26 protein-coding genes are annotated in these 23,570 nt (G+C 40.7%); 5 read left to right on the forward strand and 21 right to left on the reverse strand.

Annotation, left to right across the window (positions count from 1 at the left end; translation table 11 throughout):
• The 11 genes from BLT_RS21885 to BLT_RS0112655 all read right to left on the reverse strand — a co-directional run.
• Positions 1-145: transposase (locus BLT_RS21885; RefSeq protein WP_017728157.1), on the reverse strand; the 145-nt coding region annotated here is incomplete at its 3' end.
• A gap of 228 nt (positions 146-373) precedes the next feature.
• A complete protein-coding gene (locus BLT_RS0112610; protein ID WP_017728158.1) occupies positions 374-1,675 on the reverse strand; it encodes a pyrimidine-nucleoside phosphorylase in 1,302 nt (433 codons plus the stop codon).
• A 24-nt stretch (positions 1,676-1,699) separates the two neighbouring features.
• Positions 1,700-2,527, reverse strand: coding sequence for a purine-nucleoside phosphorylase (locus BLT_RS0112615; protein WP_017728159.1), 828 nt, complete (start codon positions 2,525-2,527; stop codon positions 1,700-1,702).
• Between the two features lie 30 nt (positions 2,528-2,557).
• Positions 2,558-3,373 (reverse strand): purine-nucleoside phosphorylase, encoded by an 816-nt coding sequence (locus BLT_RS0112620; RefSeq protein WP_026105108.1) that lies wholly within the window; start codon positions 3,371-3,373, stop codon positions 2,558-2,560.
• A gap of 15 nt (positions 3,374-3,388) precedes the next feature.
• Positions 3,389-4,570 carry a phosphopentomutase gene (deoB, locus tag BLT_RS0112625; RefSeq protein ID WP_017728161.1) on the reverse strand — a complete coding sequence of 394 codons (1,182 nt, stop codon included), beginning with the start codon at positions 4,568-4,570 and terminating at the stop codon, positions 3,389-3,391.
• Positions 4,571-4,677: 107 nt separating this feature from the next.
• Complete coding sequence (gene xerD, locus BLT_RS0112630) at positions 4,678-5,568, reverse strand: site-specific tyrosine recombinase XerD (protein ID WP_017728162.1); 891 nt, start codon at positions 5,566-5,568, stop codon at positions 4,678-4,680.
• Between the two features lie 29 nt (positions 5,569-5,597).
• Positions 5,598-5,825 carry a YqzK family protein gene (locus BLT_RS0112635; RefSeq protein WP_017728163.1) on the reverse strand — a complete coding sequence of 76 codons (228 nt, stop codon included), beginning with the start codon at positions 5,823-5,825 and terminating at the stop codon, positions 5,598-5,600.
• A 356-nt stretch (positions 5,826-6,181) separates the two neighbouring features.
• Positions 6,182-6,640 (reverse strand): ferric iron uptake transcriptional regulator, encoded by a 459-nt coding sequence (gene fur, locus BLT_RS0112640; RefSeq protein WP_017728164.1) that lies wholly within the window; start codon positions 6,638-6,640, stop codon positions 6,182-6,184.
• A gap of 113 nt (positions 6,641-6,753) precedes the next feature.
• Positions 6,754-7,392 (reverse strand): stage II sporulation protein M, encoded by a 639-nt coding sequence (gene spoIIM, locus BLT_RS0112645; RefSeq protein ID WP_017728165.1) that lies wholly within the window; start codon positions 7,390-7,392, stop codon positions 6,754-6,756.
• Positions 7,393-7,460: 68 nt separating this feature from the next.
• Entirely contained in the window at positions 7,461-8,642 is a 1,182-nt protein-coding gene (locus tag BLT_RS0112650) for a PHP-associated domain-containing protein (protein ID WP_017728166.1), read from the reverse strand.
• Complete coding sequence (locus BLT_RS0112655) at positions 8,642-9,187, reverse strand: NUDIX hydrolase (protein ID WP_017728167.1); 546 nt, start codon at positions 9,185-9,187, stop codon at positions 8,642-8,644. The genes BLT_RS0112650 and BLT_RS0112655 overlap by 1 nt, the downstream gene beginning before the upstream one ends.
• Before the next feature lie 100 nt (positions 9,188-9,287).
• On the opposite strand from BLT_RS0112655, the gene mciZ reads away from it, so the two are divergent.
• Positions 9,288-9,518 (forward strand): Z-ring formation inhibitor MciZ, encoded by a 231-nt coding sequence (mciZ, locus tag BLT_RS24950; protein ID WP_081599662.1) that lies wholly within the window; start codon positions 9,288-9,290, stop codon positions 9,516-9,518.
• Here mciZ and BLT_RS0112660 read toward each other — a convergent pair.
• The gene (locus tag BLT_RS0112660) at positions 9,407-10,486 is read right to left on the reverse strand and encodes a DUF3866 family protein (RefSeq protein ID WP_017728168.1); all 1,080 of its coding nucleotides are present in this window, start codon (positions 10,484-10,486) and stop codon (positions 9,407-9,409) included. The two genes, mciZ and BLT_RS0112660, sit on opposite strands and share 112 nt — an antisense overlap.
• Positions 10,487-10,919: 433 nt before the next feature.
• Positions 10,920-11,450, reverse strand: a complete 531-nt coding sequence (locus BLT_RS0112665; RefSeq protein ID WP_017728169.1) for a TlpA disulfide reductase family protein — start codon at positions 11,448-11,450, stop codon at positions 10,920-10,922.
• Positions 11,451-11,706: 256 nt separating this feature from the next.
• Here BLT_RS0112665 and uppP point away from each other — a divergent pair, with 256 nt between their 5' ends.
• Positions 11,707-12,534, forward strand: coding sequence for an undecaprenyl-diphosphatase UppP (gene uppP, locus BLT_RS0112670; RefSeq protein ID WP_017728170.1), 828 nt, complete (start codon positions 11,707-11,709; stop codon positions 12,532-12,534).
• Positions 12,535-12,747: 213 nt separating this feature from the next.
• Here the strand turns inward: uppP and BLT_RS0112675 are convergent, their stop codons facing one another.
• The 6 genes from BLT_RS0112675 to BLT_RS0112700 form a co-directional block, all read right to left on the reverse strand.
• Positions 12,748-14,367, reverse strand: coding sequence for a carbon starvation CstA family protein (locus tag BLT_RS0112675; RefSeq protein ID WP_017728171.1), 1,620 nt, complete (start codon positions 14,365-14,367; stop codon positions 12,748-12,750).
• Positions 14,364-14,897 carry a hypothetical protein gene (locus tag BLT_RS0112680; RefSeq protein WP_017728172.1) on the reverse strand — a complete coding sequence of 178 codons (534 nt, stop codon included), beginning with the start codon at positions 14,895-14,897 and terminating at the stop codon, positions 14,364-14,366. Before BLT_RS0112680 ends, BLT_RS0112675 begins: the two co-directional genes overlap by 4 nt.
• 20 nt (positions 14,898-14,917) lie before the next feature.
• Positions 14,918-15,214, reverse strand: a complete 297-nt coding sequence (locus BLT_RS0112685; RefSeq protein WP_017728173.1) for a CC/Se motif family (seleno)protein — start codon at positions 15,212-15,214, stop codon at positions 14,918-14,920.
• A 128-nt stretch (positions 15,215-15,342) separates the two neighbouring features.
• Positions 15,343-16,287: an aminoimidazole riboside kinase gene (locus tag BLT_RS0112690; RefSeq protein WP_017728174.1), complete on the reverse strand. Its 945-nt coding sequence runs from the start codon at positions 16,285-16,287 to the stop codon at positions 15,343-15,345.
• A 9-nt stretch (positions 16,288-16,296) separates the two neighbouring features.
• Positions 16,297-17,136, reverse strand: coding sequence for a PRD domain-containing protein (locus tag BLT_RS0112695; protein WP_017728175.1), 840 nt, complete (start codon positions 17,134-17,136; stop codon positions 16,297-16,299).
• A 97-nt stretch (positions 17,137-17,233) separates the two neighbouring features.
• Positions 17,234-17,758, reverse strand: coding sequence for a PTS sugar transporter subunit IIA (locus BLT_RS0112700; protein WP_017728176.1), 525 nt, complete (start codon positions 17,756-17,758; stop codon positions 17,234-17,236).
• An 887-nt stretch (positions 17,759-18,645) separates the two neighbouring features.
• Here BLT_RS0112700 and BLT_RS21890 point away from each other — a divergent pair.
• A complete protein-coding gene (locus tag BLT_RS21890) occupies positions 18,646-19,152 on the forward strand; it encodes a Rok-like winged helix domain-containing protein (protein WP_017728177.1) in 507 nt (168 codons plus the stop codon).
• A 90-nt stretch (positions 19,153-19,242) separates the two neighbouring features.
• On the opposite strand, the gene BLT_RS0112710 is transcribed toward BLT_RS21890, so the two are convergent.
• Positions 19,243-19,986, reverse strand: a complete 744-nt coding sequence (locus BLT_RS0112710; protein ID WP_017728178.1) for a glucose 1-dehydrogenase — start codon at positions 19,984-19,986, stop codon at positions 19,243-19,245.
• 282 nt (positions 19,987-20,268) lie between these two features.
• On the opposite strand from BLT_RS0112710, the gene BLT_RS0112715 reads away from it, so the two are divergent.
• Positions 20,269-20,448: a hypothetical protein gene (locus BLT_RS0112715; RefSeq protein ID WP_017728179.1), complete on the forward strand. Its 180-nt coding sequence runs from the start codon at positions 20,269-20,271 to the stop codon at positions 20,446-20,448.
• A 168-nt stretch (positions 20,449-20,616) separates the two neighbouring features.
• Here BLT_RS0112715 and BLT_RS0112720 read toward each other — a convergent pair whose 3' ends face one another.
• Positions 20,617-21,984 carry an alanine/glycine:cation symporter family protein gene (locus BLT_RS0112720; RefSeq protein ID WP_035425810.1) on the reverse strand — a complete coding sequence of 456 codons (1,368 nt, stop codon included), beginning with the start codon at positions 21,982-21,984 and terminating at the stop codon, positions 20,617-20,619.
• 278 nt (positions 21,985-22,262) lie between these two features.
• Between BLT_RS0112720 and BLT_RS22710 the strand changes: the two genes are divergently transcribed.
• Positions 22,263-23,570, forward strand: a 1,308-nt coding sequence (locus BLT_RS22710) for an S-layer homology domain-containing protein (RefSeq protein ID WP_201764268.1), incomplete at its 3' end; no start/stop codon positions are given.

Here is a 23,570-nt window from a genome sequence, read left to right on the forward strand (position 1 = left end):
CTTTCATTTCACATAACCTTCTGAGAATAGCACCTATATCTTTTCTCAGTTTTCCATAAATGACTTTTCTTCTGTACTTTGGTATGAATACGATGTGATACTTACAATTCCATCTTGTGTGTGATAAACTATTGTCACTCGACATGAGTAGATCTCCTTTCGTTTTTTAGAAGTTGGTTTGACGGCCATCTTCTATTATAACGATTGGAGATTTTTTCTGTCACTTTACCACTCTAGAAGTTTTATTTTCACACGTGTAGAACACGTGGTTTTAAACCCATATAATAAAACGCTTGGAATCAGTTATATTCCAAGCGTTCTTATAATCTAATATTTTTTTCACCCTATTAGCTTAAAAGACAAAGCTAACCCTTTAATGGATTTCGTCATAAATCAATGTTGGCTTTGCAACCGCTGTATCTGAAATCGTATAGGCTTTTGTTACCATGTCTATGACGTCTTGGACTTGCTCCTTGTTACTATGAAGGGTTGCAATCGATTCACCAGCAGTGACAGAATCGCCAATTTTTTTGTGTAACACGATGCCAACAGCCAGATCGATTTCTGATTCTTTCGTTGCACGCCCTGCACCGAGAAGCATCGCCGCTGTCCCAATTTTATCAGCTAAAATCGCTGACACTGTACCATTTTTATCAGCCTTCACCTCAAAAAGGTGGCTTGCATGAGGAAGCTTTTCCGGCTCCTGTACAACAGACGGATCTCCATTTTGGGCCCTAATAAATGTTTTTAATGTTTCCAGCGCTTTCCCTGAGGCGATAACGTCCTCGAGCTGCTTTCTTGCATCTACGACCGAAGACGCTTTCTTAGCTAAATAAACCATTTGGCTTCCGAGCGTCAAGCAAAGCTCACGCAAATCTTCTGGACCTTCACCGCGTAGCATATCCATAGCTTCCTTAACTTCAAGAGCATTACCAACTGCATAGCCTAGCGGTTGGTTCATATCAGAAATGATCGCCATCGTATTACGCCCAAGATGCTTACCGATTTCTACCATGGCTTGAGCAAGGTCTTTCGCTTGGTCCAGCTCCTTCATGAACGCCCCAGAACCTGTCTTTACATCAAGGACAATGGCATCAGCACCTGAGGCAATCTTTTTACTCATCACCGAGCTAGCAATAAGGGGAATTGAGTTGACCGTAGCCGTTACATCTCTCAAACCGTACAGCTTTTTATCAGCAGGCGTAAGGTTCGCCGTTTGACCAACAACAGCAAGCTTGTTTTGATTCACAAGCTCCAAAAATTTCTCCGTCGTAATTTCCACACTAAAACCAGGAATCGATTCTAGCTTATCAATCGTACCCCCCGTATGACCAAGGCCACGACCAGACATTTTGGCAACCGGGACTCCTACTGCTGCCACGAGCGGTGCAAGGGCAATTGTTGTTTTGTCACCCACACCACCCGTTGAGTGCTTATCAACCTTAATTCCTTCAATTTGAGAAAGGTCAATTTGGTCACCTGATTCCACCATCGCCATCGTCAAATAAGAACGTTCTGCGGCCGTCATGTCTTGAAAAAAGATCGCCATGGCAAATGCAGACATTTGATAATCAGGAATATCACCATTCGTATAACCTTCAATGACAAATTCAATTTCTTCTTTTGTTAACTCATGTCCATCTCGCTTTTTTTCAATCAGATCAACCATCCGCATAATCAGGTCACATCCTTTACGAAATTACAGTTCGACTGTAGAAACAATTTCCTTCACAAGCTTAATAAATTTCGGCTTTGTCCGATTCGCAACCTCAACGACTTGTTCGTGGGTAATTCCCTCGATTTCTTCTCCAATAGCCATATCTGTAATACATGAAATGCCAATGACCTTCATATTAGCATGACGAGCGACGATAACCTCAGGAACAGTCGACATACCGATCACATCTCCACCAAGCTTGCGTAGCATAATCAACTCTGCTCCGGTCATGTAGGTAGGACCTGTAATTCCAGCATAAACACCCTTTTGCACTTTAATATCGAGTCGATTTGCTGTCGCTTCGACAAATTCAACAAGCTCCGGCGTATAAGCAGAGCTCATATCCGGAAAACGAGGACCTAGCTCTTCTACGTTCGGACCAATTAACGGATTGTCCCCTGTCATGTTTAAATGATCCGTAATAATCATGAGATCGCCAGGCTCAAAGCTTTTATTCATGCCCCCACACGCATTTGTTACGACGATCAGCTCAACCCCCAATTGCTTCATGACGCGAACAGGAAACGTCACTTCTTGCATGGAGTACCCTTCATAGTAGTGAAAGCGGCCTTGCATCGCTACAACCGTTTTACCGTGCAAACGACCAACCACAAGCTGCCCAGCATGTCCTTCTACGGTCGACACCGGAAAATGAGGAATTTCACCATAAGGAATTTTCACTGCCTCCTCAATTTCATCCGCTAATTCACCTAGTCCTGAGCCGAGAATGAGACCGATTGATGGACGGTTTGATAGCTTCCCCTCTAAAAAAGCAGCTGATTGTTTGATTTTTTCAAGCATGTTTTCCATTGGAACCTCTCCTTATTGGTTAATTTTGCTTTACATTTCTTTTACGATTGCTTTAACTAGCGATAGAAATTCTGCCTTCACTCTCTCTGTCGTCTCCATCACTTCATCATGGGAAAGAGGCTGAGGCAAAATCCCAGCTGCCATATTGGAAATACACGAAATACCTAAAACCTCTAGGGCAGCATGTCGTGCAACGATAACTTCTGGTACAGTGGACATCCCCACTGCATCCCCACCAAGTGTGCGAATCATGCGAATTTCAGCAGGCGTTTCATAGCAAGGACCGGTATTTGCTACATAGACCCCTTCCTTGATTTGAATGTTTAATTCTGATGCCTTTTCTCGTGCAAGTGTGCGGAGTCGGTCAGAGTAGGCGTTAGACATATCAGGAAAGCGCACACCGAACGCTTCATCATTCGGACCAATTAACGGATTTTGACTCATGTTGTTAATATGGTCTTTGATAATCATCAAATCTCCTGCTTCAAACGATTCGTTCACGCCTCCCGCTGCATTTGTCACAATTATTTGGCTTACACCAAGCTCTTTCAAAACGCGGACAGGTAAGGTCACCATATCCAAGCTGTAGCCTTCATAAAAGTGAAAGCGACCTTGCATCGCTACAACTTGCTTCCCTTCTAATGTACCAAAGACAAATTGACCCGCATGACCAGCTACCGTTGATACTGGAAAATTAGGAATCTCATTGTAAGGAACCTTCACTGGGCTTTCGATTTCATCGGCAAGGACTCCAAGACCTGAGCCAAGAATGAGGCCGATCGTTGGCTTTTCCGATACCTTTTCTTTTAAAAATGATGTTGCTTCTTGTAACAATTGTGGTTCAATCACAAAGCACCCCTCCTACAATTCAGCTAAAAAGCTTTTTCCGTTTTTCGGTCGTTTGATTTGGAAATTATCAGCAATTGTTGCCCCTACATCTGCAAACGTATCACGTACCCCTAAATCCTTCCCTTTTTCTTGTCCCTTATAATGAACGAGAAGAGGGACATATTCACGGGTATGATCGGTTCCGTGATGGACCGGATCATTGCCATGATCGGCTGTAATAATTAATAAATCATTCTCTTTTAACCGTTCTAAAACCTCTGTTAATTGGCGATCAAACTGTTCAAGGGCTTTTCCGTACCCGATTGGGTCGCGACGGTGCCCATATTTCGCATCAAAATCAACAAGATTTAAAAAGCTTAATCCAGTAAACTCTTTTTCTATCGTGTCCACGAGCTTTTCCATTCCATCATCATTGGAGACGGTCCGAATCGCTTCTGTTATTCCTTCTCCATCAAAAATATCTGAGATCTTACCAAGTGCGATCGAATCATACCCAGCGTCCTTCAATTCATTCAGCACCGTTCGCTCAAACGGCTTAAGGGCATAATCATGACGGTTGGCCGTTCGTTCCCACGCCCCTTTTGTACCAATAAACGGACGAGCAATAATACGCCCAACCATATACTTCGGATCGAGTGTCAGCTTTCGAACCTTTTCGCATATGTCATAAAACTCATCTAATGGAACCACATCCTCATGCGCCGCAATTTGAAGCACTGAATCAGCTGAGGTGTATACAATGAGAGCACCGGTTTTCATATGCTCCTCACCTAGCTCTTCAATAATTTCGGTACCTGATGCCACTTTATTACCTATAATGCTACGACCTGTCATTGATTCAATTTCTTGAATTAATTCAGCTGGGAACCCTTCAGGGAATACCATGAATGGCTCTTTAATATGTAAACCCATTAACTCCCAATGACCTGTCATTGTGTCTTTTCCACTTGATGCTTCAGCCATTTTTCCAAAATGAGCAAGGGGAGTATCGACTTTTTTTATCCCTTGAATGTCTCGAATATGACTTAATCCAAGATTTTCCATGTTCGGCATCGTTAAACCGTTCATTCGTTCGGCAATATGTCCGAATGTGTCAGCACCTTCATCACCAAATTTTGCTGCATCAGGCGCTTCACCGATTCCAACAGAATCCATTACAATTAAGAACACTCGCTTAAAACGATCGTTTCTCACTCATGTCGCCTCCTATTTTCAGTCATTTCTTTACTGTACCCTAAAAGTCTTCCCTTCATTGATCATCTTAGTTGTCAGAAGTCTGACCTTTGAAATGAAGAAAGAACTTACGCCCGTGGGTGATAAGTGGCGTAAACATCTTTAAGTCGTGCCTTTGTCACATGTGTGTAAATTTGTGTCGTGGAAATATCTGCATGTCCGAGCATCTCTTGAACCGCGCGCAAATCAGCTCCGTTTTCTAACAAATGTGTCGCAAAAGAGTGACGTAATGTATGGGGAGTTAGCGGCTTATCAATGTTTGCTTTTGCCACGAGCTGTTTTAATATTTTCCAAAAACCTTGCCTTGTGAGTGGTCGACCGTGATGATTTACAAACAACGTTTCATGCTGTTGTTTTTTAATAAGCTTTGGTCTTCCGGCTTCTAAGTATGCTTCCAAAGCATCAGCTGCAACCTGACCTAACGGAATAATCCGTTCTTTGTTCCCTTTTCCGACACAGCGAACAAAGCCCATTGTTAAATGCAAATCAGTCAACGAAAGCGTCACCAATTCTGATACTCGAATTCCCGTCGCATAAAGAAGCTCAAGCATTGCTTTATTGCGCAAGCTAAAAGGATCTGATCCCTCTGCAGAGTCAAGAAGCGCTTCCACTTCTTCTAAGGATAATACCTTTGGCAACCGTTTTGCCGTTTTCGGAATTTCAACATGCACGGTCGGATCTTGATTGGCTAGCTTTTCACGCAACAAAAATTGATGAAGCGAACGGATCGATGCAATCGTACGAGCAATTGATGTGTCTGCCTTGCCCTGCTCTCGTAGAAAATACAAGTAATTCACAATCGTTAATCGTTCAATTTGATTCCAGTCCTGAACCCCTTCAACATTTGAAAGGTATTTCATATATTGCAGCAAATCGCGGCGATACGATTGAATCGTATTTGTCGCTAATCCTCTTTCTACTTGTTGAAAATGCAAAAATTCTTCTAAATGAGCTTGCACATTATTCGCTCCCTATGTATGGAATACAGCTACTCTCCAAAGTGATAGAAAAGCATCAGACGATCAACCATAGTTCGCTCTTCCTCTGTCTCCATTTTAATCACTTTCACAGCTTTTCCCTTTGGCTCATCATAACGATGATAGCTTTCATACTCTGCGCTTATCCATAGGATACCATAATAAAACAAGAGTGTGCATCCCATAAATATGAGAAACACTTTTATCGTCTGAAAGACAACGGTTAGCAAAGACTTCATTTTATCGCCTCCCTCTTACCAATTCAACTCTTGAAAATAAAATAACGTAAATAGAGATTAGTACAAGGTATGCCATAATTAAGTCTATTTATACCTAAAAGCCAACTTTTCAGGCCCTTTTCTAGTGAAACACGAGCCCTGCAAATGAATGAGAGAAAAATACAAAAATAAAAGCCTCTTCAAATAAATTGAAATGGCTTTTACATTATTAATCCGTGTCTTCTTTTTTTCTGTGAAAAGGGCACGGAGCTTCAGTTCAAATTCATGAAACAATGAAGCCCTTCCACTCGCACCACCTACATTTAAATGGGAAACAGAATGACCTGACGAGCTCGTTTTCACCCGTATAGGAAAAGCTAGCCACTCACGTTGGTTTCTGTTCCCTGACAACGATGGCAGATCCCATGAAACGTCAAGCGATGATCTTTAATTTTAAAATTCCAATCACGCTCAACGATTTTCTCAACATCTCCAAGTAAATCCTCTTGAATTTCGTCAACAGCTCCACATTCAATGCACACAAGGTGATGATGAAAATGAGCAGCCCCTTCTTGTCGCAAATCATAACGGGACACGCCATCACCAAAATTAATTTTATCGACAACCTTTAACTCTGTCAGTAGCTCTAACGTCCGGTACACAGTCGCCAATCCTATTTCAGGTGCTTTTTCTTTAACTAGGAGGTATACGTCCTCTGCGCTCAAATGGTCTTCTTCATGTTCTAGCAAAACACGAACCGTCGCTTCCCGTTGAGGGGTCAACTTATAACTTTGAGAGTGCAGCTGCTTTTTGATTCTGTCAAGTCTTTTCTCCATCTTCGCCCCTCCTTCGACTGATTACCTTTATCCATTATAAGCTTGACGAAAAAGGGTGTCAATTAAGAATCATTATTAATTATAATTCAACAATAATTATCATTTGATAATTATTATATTTTTAATTCAATGACAAACTTCATTAAAGCCGGTGAAACATAGGCTTCGATTCCTGAAGCTATAGCTAAGGTTGCACCAACACATAAGATGAGAAAAGAATAGGATAAAAATTGCGGGAAAAAGGGTTGATTGACACCTTTAATAAATTGATTTCGAATCATTTTTAAACAAAAGGAAATACTCGCTGTTCCCACAACAATAAAGGCAGGAACAAGGATAAAATTTTGCGGCAGTACGGAGACAAACGATAAAAAAAAGCCTGTCATTCCCATTTGATTGACGAGAAATCCGACCGTAAAGCCAACAACAACTCCTTTCAGAAAGAGAAGCACTAAAATAACAGGAAGACCGATAATCGAGAGGCCGAGAATCCACATTAAGCCCACATACTTGGCATAGTGGGCAAAGCTTTGACTAAACATTGCAGCAGATTGGGCAAAGTGCCCTTCCGAAACTTGTCCAAAAAATTGGTTTAAATACATATATAAATCATGCTTTTGTGTCAAGCTTAAACTATTCACAATTACGGCACCAAAGATAATTCCAATGAGGAATAAAACGATTGTAAATAAATAGATTGGCCGGTTCTCATGTACATGGTTGCTCACCATTTCTCGTAGCCCGTGCTTCATTGTGCAAAGACCCCCTCATCAGCTCTTGCTCTACTCTATGAGCTGAAAGAGAACTCTATGACATCTATTTAGGAACCTGAATCGATTCTATCAACCTTTCCATATGCACCTCCACCACCTTTATGGAACGTAAGCTTCCCTATTCGTGCAGCAATGATGGCGTCTGCAATCGGCTTTGAGACGACATCAAGCAGTTCTTCATAGGTTGTTTCGTTGATGATCTTCATGTCTGTACCAAATGCGCTTCGCAATGCTTCCAGAGTTTTTTTCCCAAGCTTTGGGATAAATTCAAGGGGAACTTGATGGATATAAGGGGGGCGAGTTGGTTTAGAAGCCACTTTTGTTCCAAGTTCATGAATTCTTGCTGAGACTCCTTTTATGAATGCTCGTGAACCGCATACTTTGCAAACCTCGTCATTCGTTTTCGACGAACAGCTTGCACAAGTCGTATGATAATACTTTCCGAGATATGGATTTAATCCGTAATTCGCAATAACCCGTGCGTTGTTCCTTTCAAGTAACGCATCTTGAAAGGCATCAAAGCTAGGATTTTTTAGTTGCACAATTTGATATTCACGTGCGAGCTTTTCAAGGGAATGGGCATCTGAATTTGATACAAATGGGAAGCGGTGAAGTTCTTCCAGTGCGTCCGCCATTGACGTATCAGCACTTAATCCAAGCTCCACTGCATCGATCTTTTCCAAATCAAGAATCTCAGCCATACTGTGCTTTACTCCTTTTCCATAAACACTTTTAAAAGGGGTAAACACATGGGCAGGGATAAAGAGCCCTTCTAATTCCTTCACCTTTTCTTGAAGGAGATACCCTCGTTCATAGAGACGCTGTGAGCTCAACGTATAATTTTTCATACGTGGCTTCAGCCAATCACTGAAACAACGCATCGCCTCAATTGTTGGCAAATAGACAAGGACATGAATCGGTCCTTGTCCTTCTTCATCATTCAGCTCAATTTCACTACCGAGAAATAAAGTCGTTTCATAAAAACGAACGCCTCCACCCTCCAGTTCAAAAGCAGCGCCATTCTTCACTGCCTGTTCAATTTCATCTAGTACTTCAGGAACATGACAGTCAATGACCCCAACAATATCAACACCTTTTTTTGTCGCTGCAGCATCGATAATCGCAGAGAGCGTCAGATTACGAGAGGCTGTAATTTTTACTGCCTTTCCAGACATCGTCCTTCCTATATGAATGTGAAGGTCAGCAACATAGTGCAACGGTTTCATCATTATGAACGCAACTCTCTTAAACGTAAAAATTGAACGGCATAAGCTGTCTTCGCATCGTGAATCACTTGATTTTCGACCATTGCTTCAGCCTCTTCAAGTGACACTTCAAGAAGTTCAACAAATTCATCATCATCTGTGTTCACATGGCCCGCTTCAAGGTCTCCTGCAAGGTACAAGTAAATGATTTCATCTGCAAATCCTGGGGATGTATAAAAAGAAAGTAGATATTGAAGTGAACGTGCTTTATATCCCGTTTCTTCTTCTAACTCCCTTATTGCACATTCACCCGGTTCCTCTCCACGCTCTAGCTTTCCGGCTGGAATTTCGACAATTTCTTTCTCAAGGGCTTTGCGGTATTGACGAACGAGGACAAGCTTTCCTTCACTCGTAATCGGTATAATTGCCACTGCACCAGGGTGCTTAACGATTTCCCGTGCACTCTGCTTTCCATCTGGTAATTCCACTTGTTCCACTTGTAAATCAATGACACGACCGGAAAAAATCTTTTCCGTCCGAATCGTTTTCTCATATAGTTTCTTTGACATGACGGACGCCTCCACTCCCTGTACTACTATGCATTTCCTATACATATAAGTGTACCACAGGTGGAAAGCTTAAAGTTCAGCTGAAAAAAGGCGGTGCACAATGAAAGTCTATGTATACAGAAACGGGATTACGATAGCGGGAAAGGCTTGGGAAGTAAGGGCGAAACTACGAGAAGCAAAGAAAAATTTTGAAACGGTTAATGAGTGGTGCCAAGCGGTTCACCCTCCTTCTTCAAAACTGACACGAACCGCTTCTGCGACTCCAAGAAAGAAAGCAGGATCATCAGAATATCCTCTTCCCATTGTTCGAATCGGTTGCTTCGAGCGTTGAAGAGCCCGCTGTACGTTTGCATTCATATCAACCTTTGAAAAAAGAATCGAATGATTCCTTTGCAGCCAGTTTTCTGCTTCTAGCTGTTTTTGGATTGTGTGCTCCCACTCTTTTTTTAATAAAGGAAGTGGAAGCACACTTTTTGCATACGTAAATGCAGCCAAGGCCGTTCTTGTATGATGACTAAGGCCATAATGCCTTACTCTTTTTTCTGAGAAAGATAATCGCGGAATCCAAACAGGTATGCCGTTGAGGGCGCCAATTACATTTGCCCAATCAGCTAAGCACATACCGCTAAATCCGTAAGCTGTTCCAGTACCTACGACACCAGGTCCCAATGAGACCAAAATGGTATCAACCTTAAGGGTTTCGCACGCAAACTGAAGGGCCGATTGCAAAGAGACCGCTTCATACATCCCACCAAACGCTTGACCAATCGTAATCGAATAAAAACCGTCTTGTTTATGTAATTCACGGAGCTGCTCACTGATCATTAATGGTAAAGAGGCGCAGTCATCAAGGATGACACACATTGAGGTCGCTGCTCGTAACTCTTGTGCAACATAATACACAAGCGGTACCATACTGTGAAGCTCTCCAACAAGCACAGGCTTTCGCTGCAAGGCAAACTTTAGTTTAAATTGGTCATGATAAGGGCTTTCCTGTTCTTCAATGGCTAAGACACTATGTTGAATAGGAGTATATCTCGCCTTTATAATATGACCTTTTATATTTGAAACATTGTACGATGCCTGGTGAGCTGTAGATTTCACAAAATCATACCCGCTTGTTCCTAATTTTAAAGCATGAGCTGTCGTGTTTACTGTAATTTTTTCACCAATTGAAACATGGGGTGTACACGCTTTATAAAGAATTGCCTTTTTTGAACCGTTTGTTGTCTCTATGATTTGAATTGCATCATCTTCATACAATATGGAGCGAACAATCGTTTGAAGTTCATCATACATGAAGGGACTCACGCCTTTATCTATCAATTTCTTATCGTAAACATTATCCCCAAGCAAAGCTAGAAATATTAATCTCTATCCAAAATAAACAGCTGAGGGTTGTTAGTTGATGCAAAATATTCAAGGCGAGGAGGATGGGACATAACGAACGTGTATGATTGAAAATACGAACAATGCACAACCTTAGCGGAGGACATAGACCTAGACTCCTACGGGATCAAAGGAAAAAAGGCAAGGGAGAGACCTCACAATGCGTAAGCACGAGGAAGCTCACCAGCCGCCCGCGGAAAGCGAAGTATATTTCCGAAGCGAATGCTATCCATCAACGATCATGACGTTCGGATTTCTTATCAATAAAAACTCTTTTGTCCCAGCCCCTTCCTGTACGTGAGGTCTACCCTTTTCCACGAGAAAGTATGATTACTTCCTCGTTTTACCGTTCTTCAAGCATTGGGTCTACCAACGCCTGAAGCATATTGTACGTCACTTCCCCGTAGATGACATGTTCAATAACACCTGAAGAATCTAAAATAAAGGTAGCTGGTAATCCCGCAATTTGATAGACATTTGCTACGTAGCCATTTTCATCAAAAAAAACAGGCAATGTAATATTTAATTCCTCGATAAAGTCAGACGCATCGTCTAACGTCCGTTCAAACGTTTGCATATTTACAGTAATAACTGATACTCCCGCGTCTTCGTAATCTGATTGAAAGTCCATCAATGCGGGCATCTCATCACGACAAGGCTCACACCATGAAGCCCACATGTTCATCACAACGATATTTCCCCGGTAGTCAGAAAGCTCACCTTGTCTTCCACTATCGTACATTGGCAACGTAAAATCTTGAGCAATCATTCCTCTAGCGTTTCCAACCTCGCGCTCTTTTTGTGTCAACAAAATCGCCGAAATTCCTACCACCGCAGCAATTAAGACGAGAATCGTTAGTCGTTGTTTGTTCACTCTGTCTCCCTCTTTCCACAGGTGTAGCTATAGTACCGACAATTATACGTATGGATAGAGTGACAATCAATGACAAGGAGGTGACATTTTTTATTCTTCTTGCTTTCTTCTCTTTCAGATTAAAAGAAAGTTTGCTAGAATAAATTCATTGTGTATTGTCAAACTCCAACATTCATGCAAAGAATGTCAAAGCGATAAGCACACACTTACACTCATTGTAGTAATATGACCATTTTAAAAAAAGGAAGGTTTCTACATGTCGATCATTGAAGCAATCATTATTGGCATTGTACAAGGGATTTCAGAGTTTTTACCTGTCTCAAGTACCGCCCATATTATCATTACACAAATGCTATTTAACGTTTCCTTTCCAGGGCTTGGATTTGAAGTGTTTTTACACCTCGCTTCAATCTTTGCCGTAATCATTTATTACCGAAAAGATCTACTTGATATCATCACAGGCTTCTTTGGTTTCTTTCAAAACAAAACAAAAGAAAACAAGGTGCAATTTTTATTCGCTATTTATTTGGTTGTAGCAACGGGTATTACTGGCGTTCTAGGTCTTCTTCTTGAAGGATTCATCGGTGATTCTTTAAAAACACCGTCGTTCATTGCTTTTGCTTTAGCCATAACGGGGATCTTTTTAATCATCATTGAGCGCTTCTATAAATATGGCGTTCGAAAAGAAGAGAATATGACGTTTCTCGACTCAATCATAATCGGACTTGTCCAAACACTTGCCGTTTTTCCTGGGATTTCACGATCAGGCTCTACTTTAATTGCAGGTTTATTTGCAGGCTTAAGCAAAGAAACAGCAGTTCGCTTTTCATTTTTATTATCGATTCCTGTAATCCTTGGATCTTCCGTGCTTACAATTGGTGATTTTGTCGATGGCTCGCTAGTCGAAACAATTGGTCTGCTTCCACTAGTTGTTGCTTTTATTACCACCTTTGTTTGTTCATGGTTAGGGATTTTGTGGCTTATTGATTTCTTGAAGCGTAGCAAACTTGTCTATTTTGCTTATTACTGCTTCGCATTAGCATTATTTGTGTTTTTCTTTTTAGAAGGTAACGCCGTGCTTTAATGCTTTCATTATAAACTCCAGTATACAAAATTAAGGACAGCCCGAAATGGCTGTCCCTTTCTTCAAGTTGCTTCCAACACGGGCACATTCCCTTTTAATTGTTCAAAGGTTTTCCGAGAGCATTTTTCCCCAGCTGTCTTTGAAGATCCGTCCCCTTTTCCACAGTAAAAAATGAAAGGGTGTCACAAATAAGACGTGACTACCCTTCGTTTGCTACATCTTAACTGTAGTATCCTGATCCTTAGAGCTGAAGATGGACCGCCATCCCTCTATTGCTAAGAAAATACAGAGGACAAACAAGATAAAACCTGCTCCAAACAGTAGGTAATTTTCTCTCATAAAGTTCGTGTACATGAGGACAATTAAAGCGGACACAGTTACTATAAACATAAAAATCATAGGTATGACAACGTAGAATCGCCTTGCTCCAATTTTCGTTAGCCAAACCGAAACAGCTAACAATGCGAGTGCACCAAGCATTTGATTTGCAGAACCGAAGAGCGGCCATACGGTTTCCCATGTACCAGTGAAAGCGAGTGCACCGGCTCCGATAAGACCTGTCACTGTTGCAACATGGCTATTTTGGAAAGCTTTCGGAGCACGATCTTCACTTATTTCCTGAACTGCATAACGCATGAGACGAGTTGCAGAGTCAAGGGTCGTCATCAAAAATGCTGATGCCGCTAGTGCAGTAAAGGTAACAGCGGTGGCCTCAGGAATTCCCCAGAAGGACATAAAATAACCAATTCCTGCAGAGAAAGCACCAATTGGACCATCATATTCTGCGATACGAGCTGCAAATTGCGCTTGTGTTAAGTATGCGACAGAGCCAATTGCGATAATCGCTAAAAAGGCTTCAATTAGCATACCACCGTAAGCAATAAATTTTCCATTCTTTTCATTATCTAATTGCTTTGCAGTTGTACCAGAGGAAACGAGGGAATGGAATCCAGAAATCGCTCCACAGGCAACCGTAATAAAGAGAATTGGAAATAAAAAGCCTAGTGTTTCATTATGGAATCCAGTAAAAGCTGGCAACTGAATGGTCGGTGATGCGATGATAATCCCCAGTGCCGCACCTACAATCATTCCATATAGCAAAAATGAATTTAAATAGTCACGTGGTTGAAGCAATAGCCAGACAGGTAATACCGAAGCGATATATGCATAAACAACTAAAATGATAGACCATGTTAAAGCACTTAAATGGATTGGGAATAGTAGTCCGATCCAAATCGAAATAATCATTGCGATAATACCAAGAATACTTGCAGTTAATAAATTCATTCGAAGCTGGTTGACAATAATTCCAAAAACAATCGCAACAGCGATAAAGAGCATGGAAGCTGTTGCCGCTTCAGGCACTGCAACAAATGTATTTGCAACTAAAATGATAAAAACACCAACAACTAAGATTAATGTTGCAATTGAAAAGCTGAGAAACAGCACCTGTCCTCTTCCACCCATATATTCCTTGATTACCGTACCTATTGACTGGGCTTTATGACGGATAGAGGCTTGTAATGAGGTATAATCGTGAACACCACCGATAAAAATACTACCGACAACAATCCAAATGACAGCTGGAAGCCATCCGAATACAACCGCAGCGATCGGTCCTGTAATCGGACCACCACCGGCAATCGTTGCAAAATGATGCCCTAGCAAAACAGGGCGTTTTGTTGGTACATATTCGACACCATCATTCATTTCGTGAGCTGGCGTTTTCCTTGACGGATCGACTTTTAATTCTTTTTCTAAAAAGCGACCATACGTAAAATAACCTATTAGTAAAATAACTCCGGTAATGAGCATCAAAACTAAAAAGTTCACTCTACATCAACCTCCCCTGTTAAGGTTTGTTCAAAGCCTTTTAGAAGATCTCTCGCTTTTTTGTTCACATGAATTTCTTTTCTGTCAAGCTGAACGATGGCTATATACCGTTCTGCCCATCCATGTAAACCATATTTCATAAAACGTAGCTTTCTTGATCGCTTCACCTCCTTTATCACATCCCTTTGAATTAGCTGGTTGGTAACAATCACTCCTAAAAAAACAGTTGACATATGTTCTTGCTTTGCTGGTATAAATTCTTTGATCTGCTTATCAATTTCACGCCCGAATGCCGTAATTTCTTGAATAGACAATGGGGATTCTTGTTTTTTTACGAATACATACTGTTGATTTTCAACGCCCCACACCTTGATTGCTTTCGTCATTAAATATTTTTCATCTTTTCTTTGATATTGAGCGTAAAAATCAAGCGGAATCTCACCGATCCTTTCATCACGATATACGTTAAACTGTGTTGTATAGCGATTCGCCATCTCATGAATATATTTATCAATTTTGTTATCGACCATAAATGTCACCTAATTTCTGTCTAAAATCGTTTGACCCCTGATGCGACGAGATTTTGAAACCACCCTATTCCTTTTAAATCAATCGACAACCGATTTTCCTTAAGTGTAATTTGAGGTGCTAAATAAACGGTCAAACCTTCATGTTGAATGATTCGATAATGTTTCGGATGAGCAGGGATTTTACAAAAAAATTGTATTTCCGATACCCCTCCAGTACAACAACTAGGATTCCCCTGATACATCGAGACGACCACATGACTTCCCCGGTCTTTTATCCACGTATATGCGCGTTCGGAAACGCTTACAACTACAGACATGATAAAAAACCCCCCTTTAAAGCTGCGATCAAGAATTATTGTTTTATAATATTCTTATTATTACAATTATACAAAATATTAAAGAGAAAACAACAAAAAAAAAACTCAGCACTGCTGAGTTTTTTTCATCATCCTTTTACAATTTGTTTGACTTCTTCAAGGGTCGGTAGTGCTGTCATTGCACCCCTTGTAGAAGCTGCCAGGGCGCCTGAAACGGACGCAAATTCTACCATTTTATAAATGTCTTGACTTGTTAATGATTTAAACGATTCTCTCTTTTCATTTAACTGATAAAGCAGGCCTGAAACAAACGCATCACCCGCCCCTGTTGTATCAACAGTCTTTACTTTCATTGCAGGAACATGGGTCGTTTCGTTATTCCAATGAAAATAACTGCCTTCTCCACCATAGGTAACAAGAAGCAAGGGAATGTCATACATTTTTAACGCTTGAATCCCTTTCATAAGTTCTTGCTCTCCCGTTATAAACTGCAGCTCCTCATCCGAAATTTTTACAATATCTGCTTCAGCAAGCATGGACATAATTTCCTCTCTTGCTTGCTCCTCACTTTTCCAAAGACCCAATCTCAAGTTCGGATCATAAGAGACCATCATGCTATGCCGCTTGGCTAATCGGACCGCTGTTTTCGTTGCCGATCTGCTTGGCTCACTAATCATCGAAATCGAGCCAATATGTAAAATCCGATGCTCCTTAAAAAGCTCCTCATCGACTTCATTTTCGTTTAAAAACCGATCAGCACTAGGATCAATATAAAAGCTAAAGGTACGCTCTCCTTGTTCATCAAGGGTCACAAACACGACACCTGTTCGTGCTTCCTTTGTAAAGAGCATGTGATCGACATTCACACCGTGATTACGTAAGGTTGATTGCATAAAGCGACCAAGAACATCATCTCCTACTTTTCCAAGAAAAGTCGATTTTGCACCAAGCTTTGCTACAGCAACAGCCACATTCGCCGGCGCCCCTCCTGGACTTTTTTGATACGTTTCATTATTTTTATCTAAAGGAATGAAATCAATTAACGCTTCCCCTAAGCTAATAATTCCGCTCATATTTTCACCTCATTGTTTAGTCGCACGTTCAATCCGTTGAATATGAAGGGTTAAGTAAGCGATTTCCGACTCTGGCAAAAAGAGTTGGTGCGAGGCCTTTAAGAAGTCCGCAAGTTCTTTTGCCAGTTTATAAGCAATCGAATGCTTTGCTTGAATCATCATTAGCATCTCTTGATCGATATCGTGGAAGGATTCACCAGAATGAGCCCGTTTCAAAGCAAAATTTAAATGGGTTATAAGACGCTGGTAGGAAATCGACTCTTCCTCTACTCGCACACCCAAACGTTCTTCAATTTTTGTAATAAGCTCGTTAATAAGCATTGTTGTATTCATTGTTTCATGCATGGTAAGATGGTTCATTTTTGCCGTGTGAAGATGCAGCGCAATGTGACCGACTTCATCATCTGGAAAGGAGATATGTAGCTTTTCCTCGATGAGTTTTTGTGCCCAGCGACCAATTTCATATTCTTTGGGGTACAAGGCACGAATTTCATTTAATAGCTTATTATGAATCTTATACCCTTTTTGAATCCGCTCGATCGCAAATGACAAGTGATCCGTCAAGGCCACATGTATATGTTCATTGAGCTTTGTACCAAGCTCCTTTTCAGCATAAGAAATAATGCTCTCAGCTAAATTAATATGCTCTTCAGGCAAGGTACGGATGATTTCTGCAAATTTTTCATATTCGTGTTCATCCTTCATCACAAAAACCTTCTCAATTTTTTCTGAATTAATGACATCGTTTTTACTTTTTCCAAAACCAATACCTGGACCCATGACAATGATTTCTTCTTGACCTTCCTTCACAACAACGACATTATTATTTAAAATTTTGTTTACCTTCATTTTGAAACGCTCCAGTTTTTTTGTCTTCCTACGATTTTATCGAAAATCGTCACTCAAAAAAAGGTAAAACCCCAAATGGAGCTTCACCTTTAATGTATTAGCCCTTCATTTTAAGCTTTAATAGCGGAGTCTCTCCTGCTTTGACCTCTTTTGCTGCAGGTTCTTTTGAAAATTGAGCAACCTTGTCTGGATTTGTCACTACCACAGGTGTAATGATGCTTGACGCTTTTTCTTTCACAAGGACGAGATCAAATTCAACAAGGACATCCCCAACTTTTACTTTGTCGCCCTCCTTCACATGCGCAGTGAACCCTTCCCCATTCATGGTGACTGTATCTAAGCCGATGTGAAGAAGAATTTCTGCACCACCTGGGGTTTTAATTCCAACTGCGTGCTTCGTTGGGAAGACTTGCATAATTTCACCCGAGACAGGAGCCACTACCTTTCCGTCACTTGGTTCAATGGCAAACCCATCCCCCATCATTTTTTGAGAAAATGTTGGATCGGGTACTTGCTCAATCTCAACATATGTCCCATTCAACGGTGAATGAATGATTTCCTCCTCAGGCTGCACTGGCTTTGCTTCTTGTTTTTTGTCTAGTCCAAATAATTTTTTAAACAATAATAACACCTCTTTTTTTAAGACTATTTGCTGATCGAACTCAGTTACAATCCTAACGATCTACAATTACAACATTAATCACAACAGTCATTTTAATATGGAGCGATTTCTCTTGTCAATTGAGAAGCGTTTCTTTACAATCTTCCCCTTTATTTATTACTTCAAACGTTGTTCATCTTAATCATTATATATATTATTACGATATTTACAAACCATAAAACTTTGAGTAGCGAGTAGATCTCATTGCATTTTGTAAAATTTGTCTTTTATTGTTGAAATTTCCGTACCTTTACCTTTATAGTAATACTAAAGGAGGTGAAAAAAGAACTAGAAAAGAACTAATTAAAAAGTCGCAGAAACACCCTCGCTTTATACCAACATAGAAAAAGCGCAGCTTACATGATTTTGTAAGCACTTTCACGTTCCGATTCCCCGTAAGACCTCCCTCTCAAAATAGGCCGATTGAAAAAATTCTTCTAAAATCTTAATTGGACACGTGAACTTACTTCAGTCTTTTACTTAAACTCCAAACACACAAAACAAACAGAAAAAGCGCTCTTTCTAGAGCGCTTTTTCACATGCTCTCCTGGCTTAATTTTTTCACTTTATCTACATAAAAGAATGTTTCACCGAAAACAGGTGCACTAGTTGTCGAAAACACAAATGAATTTTCTGAATTCCAATTAATTAATCGTTTTTCACGATTTTTACTTTATTATCACGATAAAAAGAAATGAAATGATTTTTTCAACTTTTTTCATAGATTGTCGAATTCTACAAAACAATTAAATACAAAAAAACTATTTCAGCTTTTTCTTTCTTGTAGTATAGTAAAATTTAAATAAAGTATATTTATGTAAATAGAATAAAATAAGGTGTGAGTGATGATGTTTACAGAACGCGATGCGATCAAACAACGGCTTCATGATATTAACGAAGAAAAAACGAAATTATCAAAAGAAAGCCTCTTTCTTCTTAATCGCCTTCGAGAGCTTGACAACTTAGAAAGAAACGAAAAGCTCCCCATTACAGATGAAGAGAAACGGACTTTGGAACCAATAAGTACGCCAACGAGTGAATTCCGCTCCTTGCCAGAGCAACAAGAAAAAACACCGATTCTTTCAAAACTCACCTACTCATTTGAACCTCGTCGGCAGCCCCAGGCCTACAAGCAGACCGAACGAGACATTGAAGAAGTGCTTGAAAACATCAAAACACTGTTAATACAAAAGGGTGAGCCTGTTTCTCGTAAAGAAATCAAAGAGATGCTTCGGGAAAAAGGATTATTAAATTGGGCAAGCGTCGACTACATGATGAAAAAAGTCATGAAGCTCGACCCTTCAATTAAAAAGATTCATCGGGGCTTTTTTGAATATGCATCATCAGATGTTTAAAAAGCTGACCTTTCTCGGGTCAGCTTTTTTGGTTTTTTTTCTGTTCGTATTCCACTCACTTCCTAAAAAATGCGTGCAACAACGTTTTCCTTATTCTTCATAGATCATTTTACGAGTCATTCCCCCATCAATCACAAGGTTCTCTCCATTAATAAAATCATTCTTTTCATCGGCTAAGAACAGGCACGCACGAGCGATATCACTAGGAACCCCGACTCGTTTTGAAAAATGCTGCTCATGGTCAATCGATCGAAGCTCGTTTTCATCTCCCGTATGAATCCAGCCTGGACTAATGGCATTCACACGGATGCCTTCATTTTGAAGGGAAGCTGCTAGAGCGTGAGTAAGCGCGACAACTCCTCCTTTTGAAGCGGCATACGCCTCAGAATTCGGTTCAGACATTGTGGCACGAGTGGATGCAAGATTAATAACTGCTCCTCCACCATTATTTCTCATAATTTTTGCCGCCTCTCGTGTGCAGAGAAAAACACTGCGTAGGTTTGTATGAATGACCTTATCCCATTCTTCGACGGTTATATCAAACAAAGATTTCCAACGTGAAATACCAGCATTATTTATAACAACATCAATTCGACCATATGTCTCATTGACATAAGAAATCATCGTTTCAATTTGCTCTGGTTTGGAGACATCACATAGAACGGCATCGCCGTGTCCCCCATTGTAGTGGATCTCTTTTGCAAGGGCTTCAATTTGCTCCTTGTTGACATCGCATAAAATGACATAGTCCCCATGTTCAGCAAATTCTTTGGCGACAGCCTTGCCAATCCCCTGCCCTGCACCTGTTACAATAACAATTCGTTTTTCTTTCATCTAAAAACCCCTCTCAAATAACAAGTTGTTCATTTCCTTCTATAATACTAATAAGTGAAGGGAGGACGATGAACGTGTCGAATCAGCTTGACCGCATTTTGTTTCGTATCTTTTTCTTTTTTCATTCTGTCGGTGTCATCTTGCTAGTGCTCGATATCCTTCCACTCTTCAATTTTTCAGGTTGGTTTATTCTTACCTTTATCATACATACCGTTGTCTATATCCTAAATAATAGCCACTTACCTATGGAAAAAAACATTCAGCGCCTATTGGACAGAGCGAATGGTGTGGCTTTATGGAATGATGGTCACCATGTTTATGTTGATCGCAATGACGGCGGGTCTATGGCTTGCTTGCATTGTGACAGGAATTCCAGGAGCGGTGCATCTATTCGCCTTCAACCATTCAAAGAAAGCAGGTACGAATGATGGTTATTCAAGCCCAAAAGAGCAAAGCATTTAAAAAAAATATTTTTCTACTATAATTGTTGGTGGCTTTTACGAAGACATTTCCATTCGCTACAGGTAAAAGGGAACTTTGGCATCCCGTAGCCTTGATCAGCGAATGTAATCACAACCTGATTTATGTGTCACTTTATCAGTTATTTTCACTTAATACAGAGATGCACTTTTAGCTTGCCTTAACCTCACGCTTTTGTCGTTCTTCTTCTTTCTGAACAGCTTGAAAGCGCTTTGTCTCCTTTACAATAATCCCTGTTAAAAACAACAAAGCAATTAAGTTGGGAATAGCCATCAGCGCATTAAAGATATCAGCTAACCCCCATACTAAATCAAGTTTCATTCCTGCCCCAATCATGACGACAATCACAAAAATAATTCGATAAATATATACCCGTTGGTCGCCGAACAAATAGCCAAAGCATTTCTCACCATAGTAGGACCAACCAATTATTGTTGAATACGCGAAAAAGATGATTCCAAATGTTACAATCCAACCACCAACCCCTGGTAAGTAATAGTCAAAGGCTGCACCTGTTAAACTTGCAGAATAGCCAGTGTCTTGACCGACATATAGGCCACTCATGACAATCGCCAACCCTGTCACTGAACAAACGATGATGGTATCTAGAAACGTCCCAGTCATAGAGACTAGCGCTTGGCGACCTGGATAATCGGTTTTTGCTGCTGCTGCTGCAATTGGCGCTGAACCAAGACCTGCTTCGTTAGAAAATACGCCTCTAGCTACCCCATAACGAATGGCCATTCCAATTGCCCCCCCTGCAGCAGCAGATGGATTAAAAGCTTCAGTTACGATTAAGGCAATCGCCGCAGGTACTTCTGTTATATTAAATAAAATAATAATAAAGCCACCTGTTAAATAAAAAAGAGCCATAAATGGAACGAAAACTGCTGAAACACGTCCAATCCCTTTAATTCCACCTAATAGAACAATTCCTGTCAAAATCATTAATACAAAGCCCGTAACCCATGGATTGATGTTGAAACTCGAATTTAGCGCCCCCGCAACGGTGTTTGCCTGAGTCATATTGCCAATCCCAAATGAAGCTAAAAAGCCAAATAAGGCAAATAAAACCGCGAGCCACTTCCATCCAAGCCCTTTTTCTATGTAGTACATCGGCCCTCCGGAGATTTCCCCTTTGTGGTTGGTCACACGATATTTAACAGCTAAAATCGCTTCCCCATATTTTGTCGCCATCCCAAAAAGTGCGGCGACCCACATCCAAAATATCGCACCAACTCCTCCCGCGAGAATTGCGGAAGCAACACCGGTTATGTTCCCGATTCCTAGTGTTGCTGCCATCGCTGTCATCAAAGACTGAAAGTGAGAGATATCCCCTTTTGAATCCTCGTCTTTTTTGTTCGTACTTCTTGAAAAGGTTAGCTTTAACGCATACGGTAATTGACGGAACTGCAAAAGTCCAAGTCGGACCGTTAAAAAAATACCTGTTCCGACGATTAATGTTAACGTGACAGGGCCCCAAACAATGTCATTAATCGCATTAATAATGTTCAACATCGCCTCTTCCACGGCCATCAACCTCCTTCTAAATAAAACAATTATTCTTTTATTTTAACGTAATGGCTTAATTTTACAGGAAATTCGCAATAAATTCTAACATCTTTTTCGGCAATTGCAATAACATTTCTTAAGAGCCTCATTGCCATTGATAATTACTACATATAAAATTAGTCATTTTGTTGTGTTTTGCTAAGAGAGCGTATTTTCTATTTCCAGGACTCTCTTAAATTGTTACGCTTAACTTACATTCGATAGGAAGTGATGGAGGTAGTAATATGAAGAAACATTTTGTTCTATCCCTTTTGGCGGTCTTTTTAATTGGAATGGCCCTACCCCAAAAGGCTGAAGCTTTTTTTTCTGATGTAAGATCGAATTACTGGGCAGCCGAAGAAATTATGAAGCTTTACGATGCTAACGTTATTGGCGGTTACCCTGACGGAACATTTCGCCCAAACCAGCCCGTTACGAGAATCCAAGCAGCAGCCATGATCGTACAAGCACTTGATTTAGAACGACAATCAAATCAACCACCCTCATTTAAAGACATCTCTGCCGATCATACAAACATTGAAACGGTTGCAATCATGGAAGAAACAGGGATTATCAAAGGGAGCAACGGCCATTTTCGTCCCTACGAGAATTTGACCCGTGGGCAAATGGCTGCGATTCTCGTCCGTACGTTTGAATTGGATACAGCAGTGAGTGACGCTCATTTCCAAGACATTCAAGCCGACCATTGGGCCTACACTTACATTAATACAATCGCTAAAAATCAAATCGCTTCCGGCTACGAGGATGGAACGTTCAGGGCTTACAATGATACAACAAGAGCACAATTTTCTGTCTTTCTCGTCAATGCACTCAAAACAAAACAACCAAAGGACATTGATGAGAGTTTACTAGGAAAAGTTGGACCTGTGATCGTTGAAGGAGATTACGCTTACTCCATTGAGGATCGGCAGCTCGTTCGCCGTCATGTCGTAAGTGGTGAAAGAGAAACCTTATTAACGCGAGAGGATATTCAGGGGGATCTCTTTGTCAATCCACCGAGCGATTATTATGCTCAATGGGATGGTAGGGGCTTTATTGATGAAACGTCGTTAATGATCCATAACAACACCCTGTACTATTTGGTTGAATACAGCTTCCATACAGGGGGCGCAGTTGAGTATCCTGAATACCATCTATATCAAGCGAACCTAGATGGAACCAATCGTGACTTAGTGTATGGGGAGTCGATGAAAACCGTCGTCCATCCCTATCTTATTGATAAGCATGTGTACTTCATTGATCACTATAACCTCTATCGCGATACGACGATGGAACACAAATTGCTGCGTGTAAATGTGGATACTGGAGAGGTTCAAACCATAAAAGAATTGAACGAATTGCCATATCGCTCAAACGGGCATAGACGTGGTGAATCACAGCCTTATTTGTTTGATTATTACGGTGTATACGCTTATTACATCGAGGATAACCAGCTTATTCGCCTTCATTTAGAATCCCTACGTTCCCAACCAGTCTACCAAGGCGAGGTGGATGACTTCTTTTTCGAAGATAACCAGCTTGTCATTGCAAAA

Origin of the sequence: Halalkalibacterium ligniniphilum (genome assembly GCF_000334155.1) — a bacterium.
GTDB classification, from domain to species: domain Bacteria; phylum Bacillota; class Bacilli; order Bacillales; family Bacillaceae_D; genus Halalkalibacterium; species Halalkalibacterium ligniniphilum.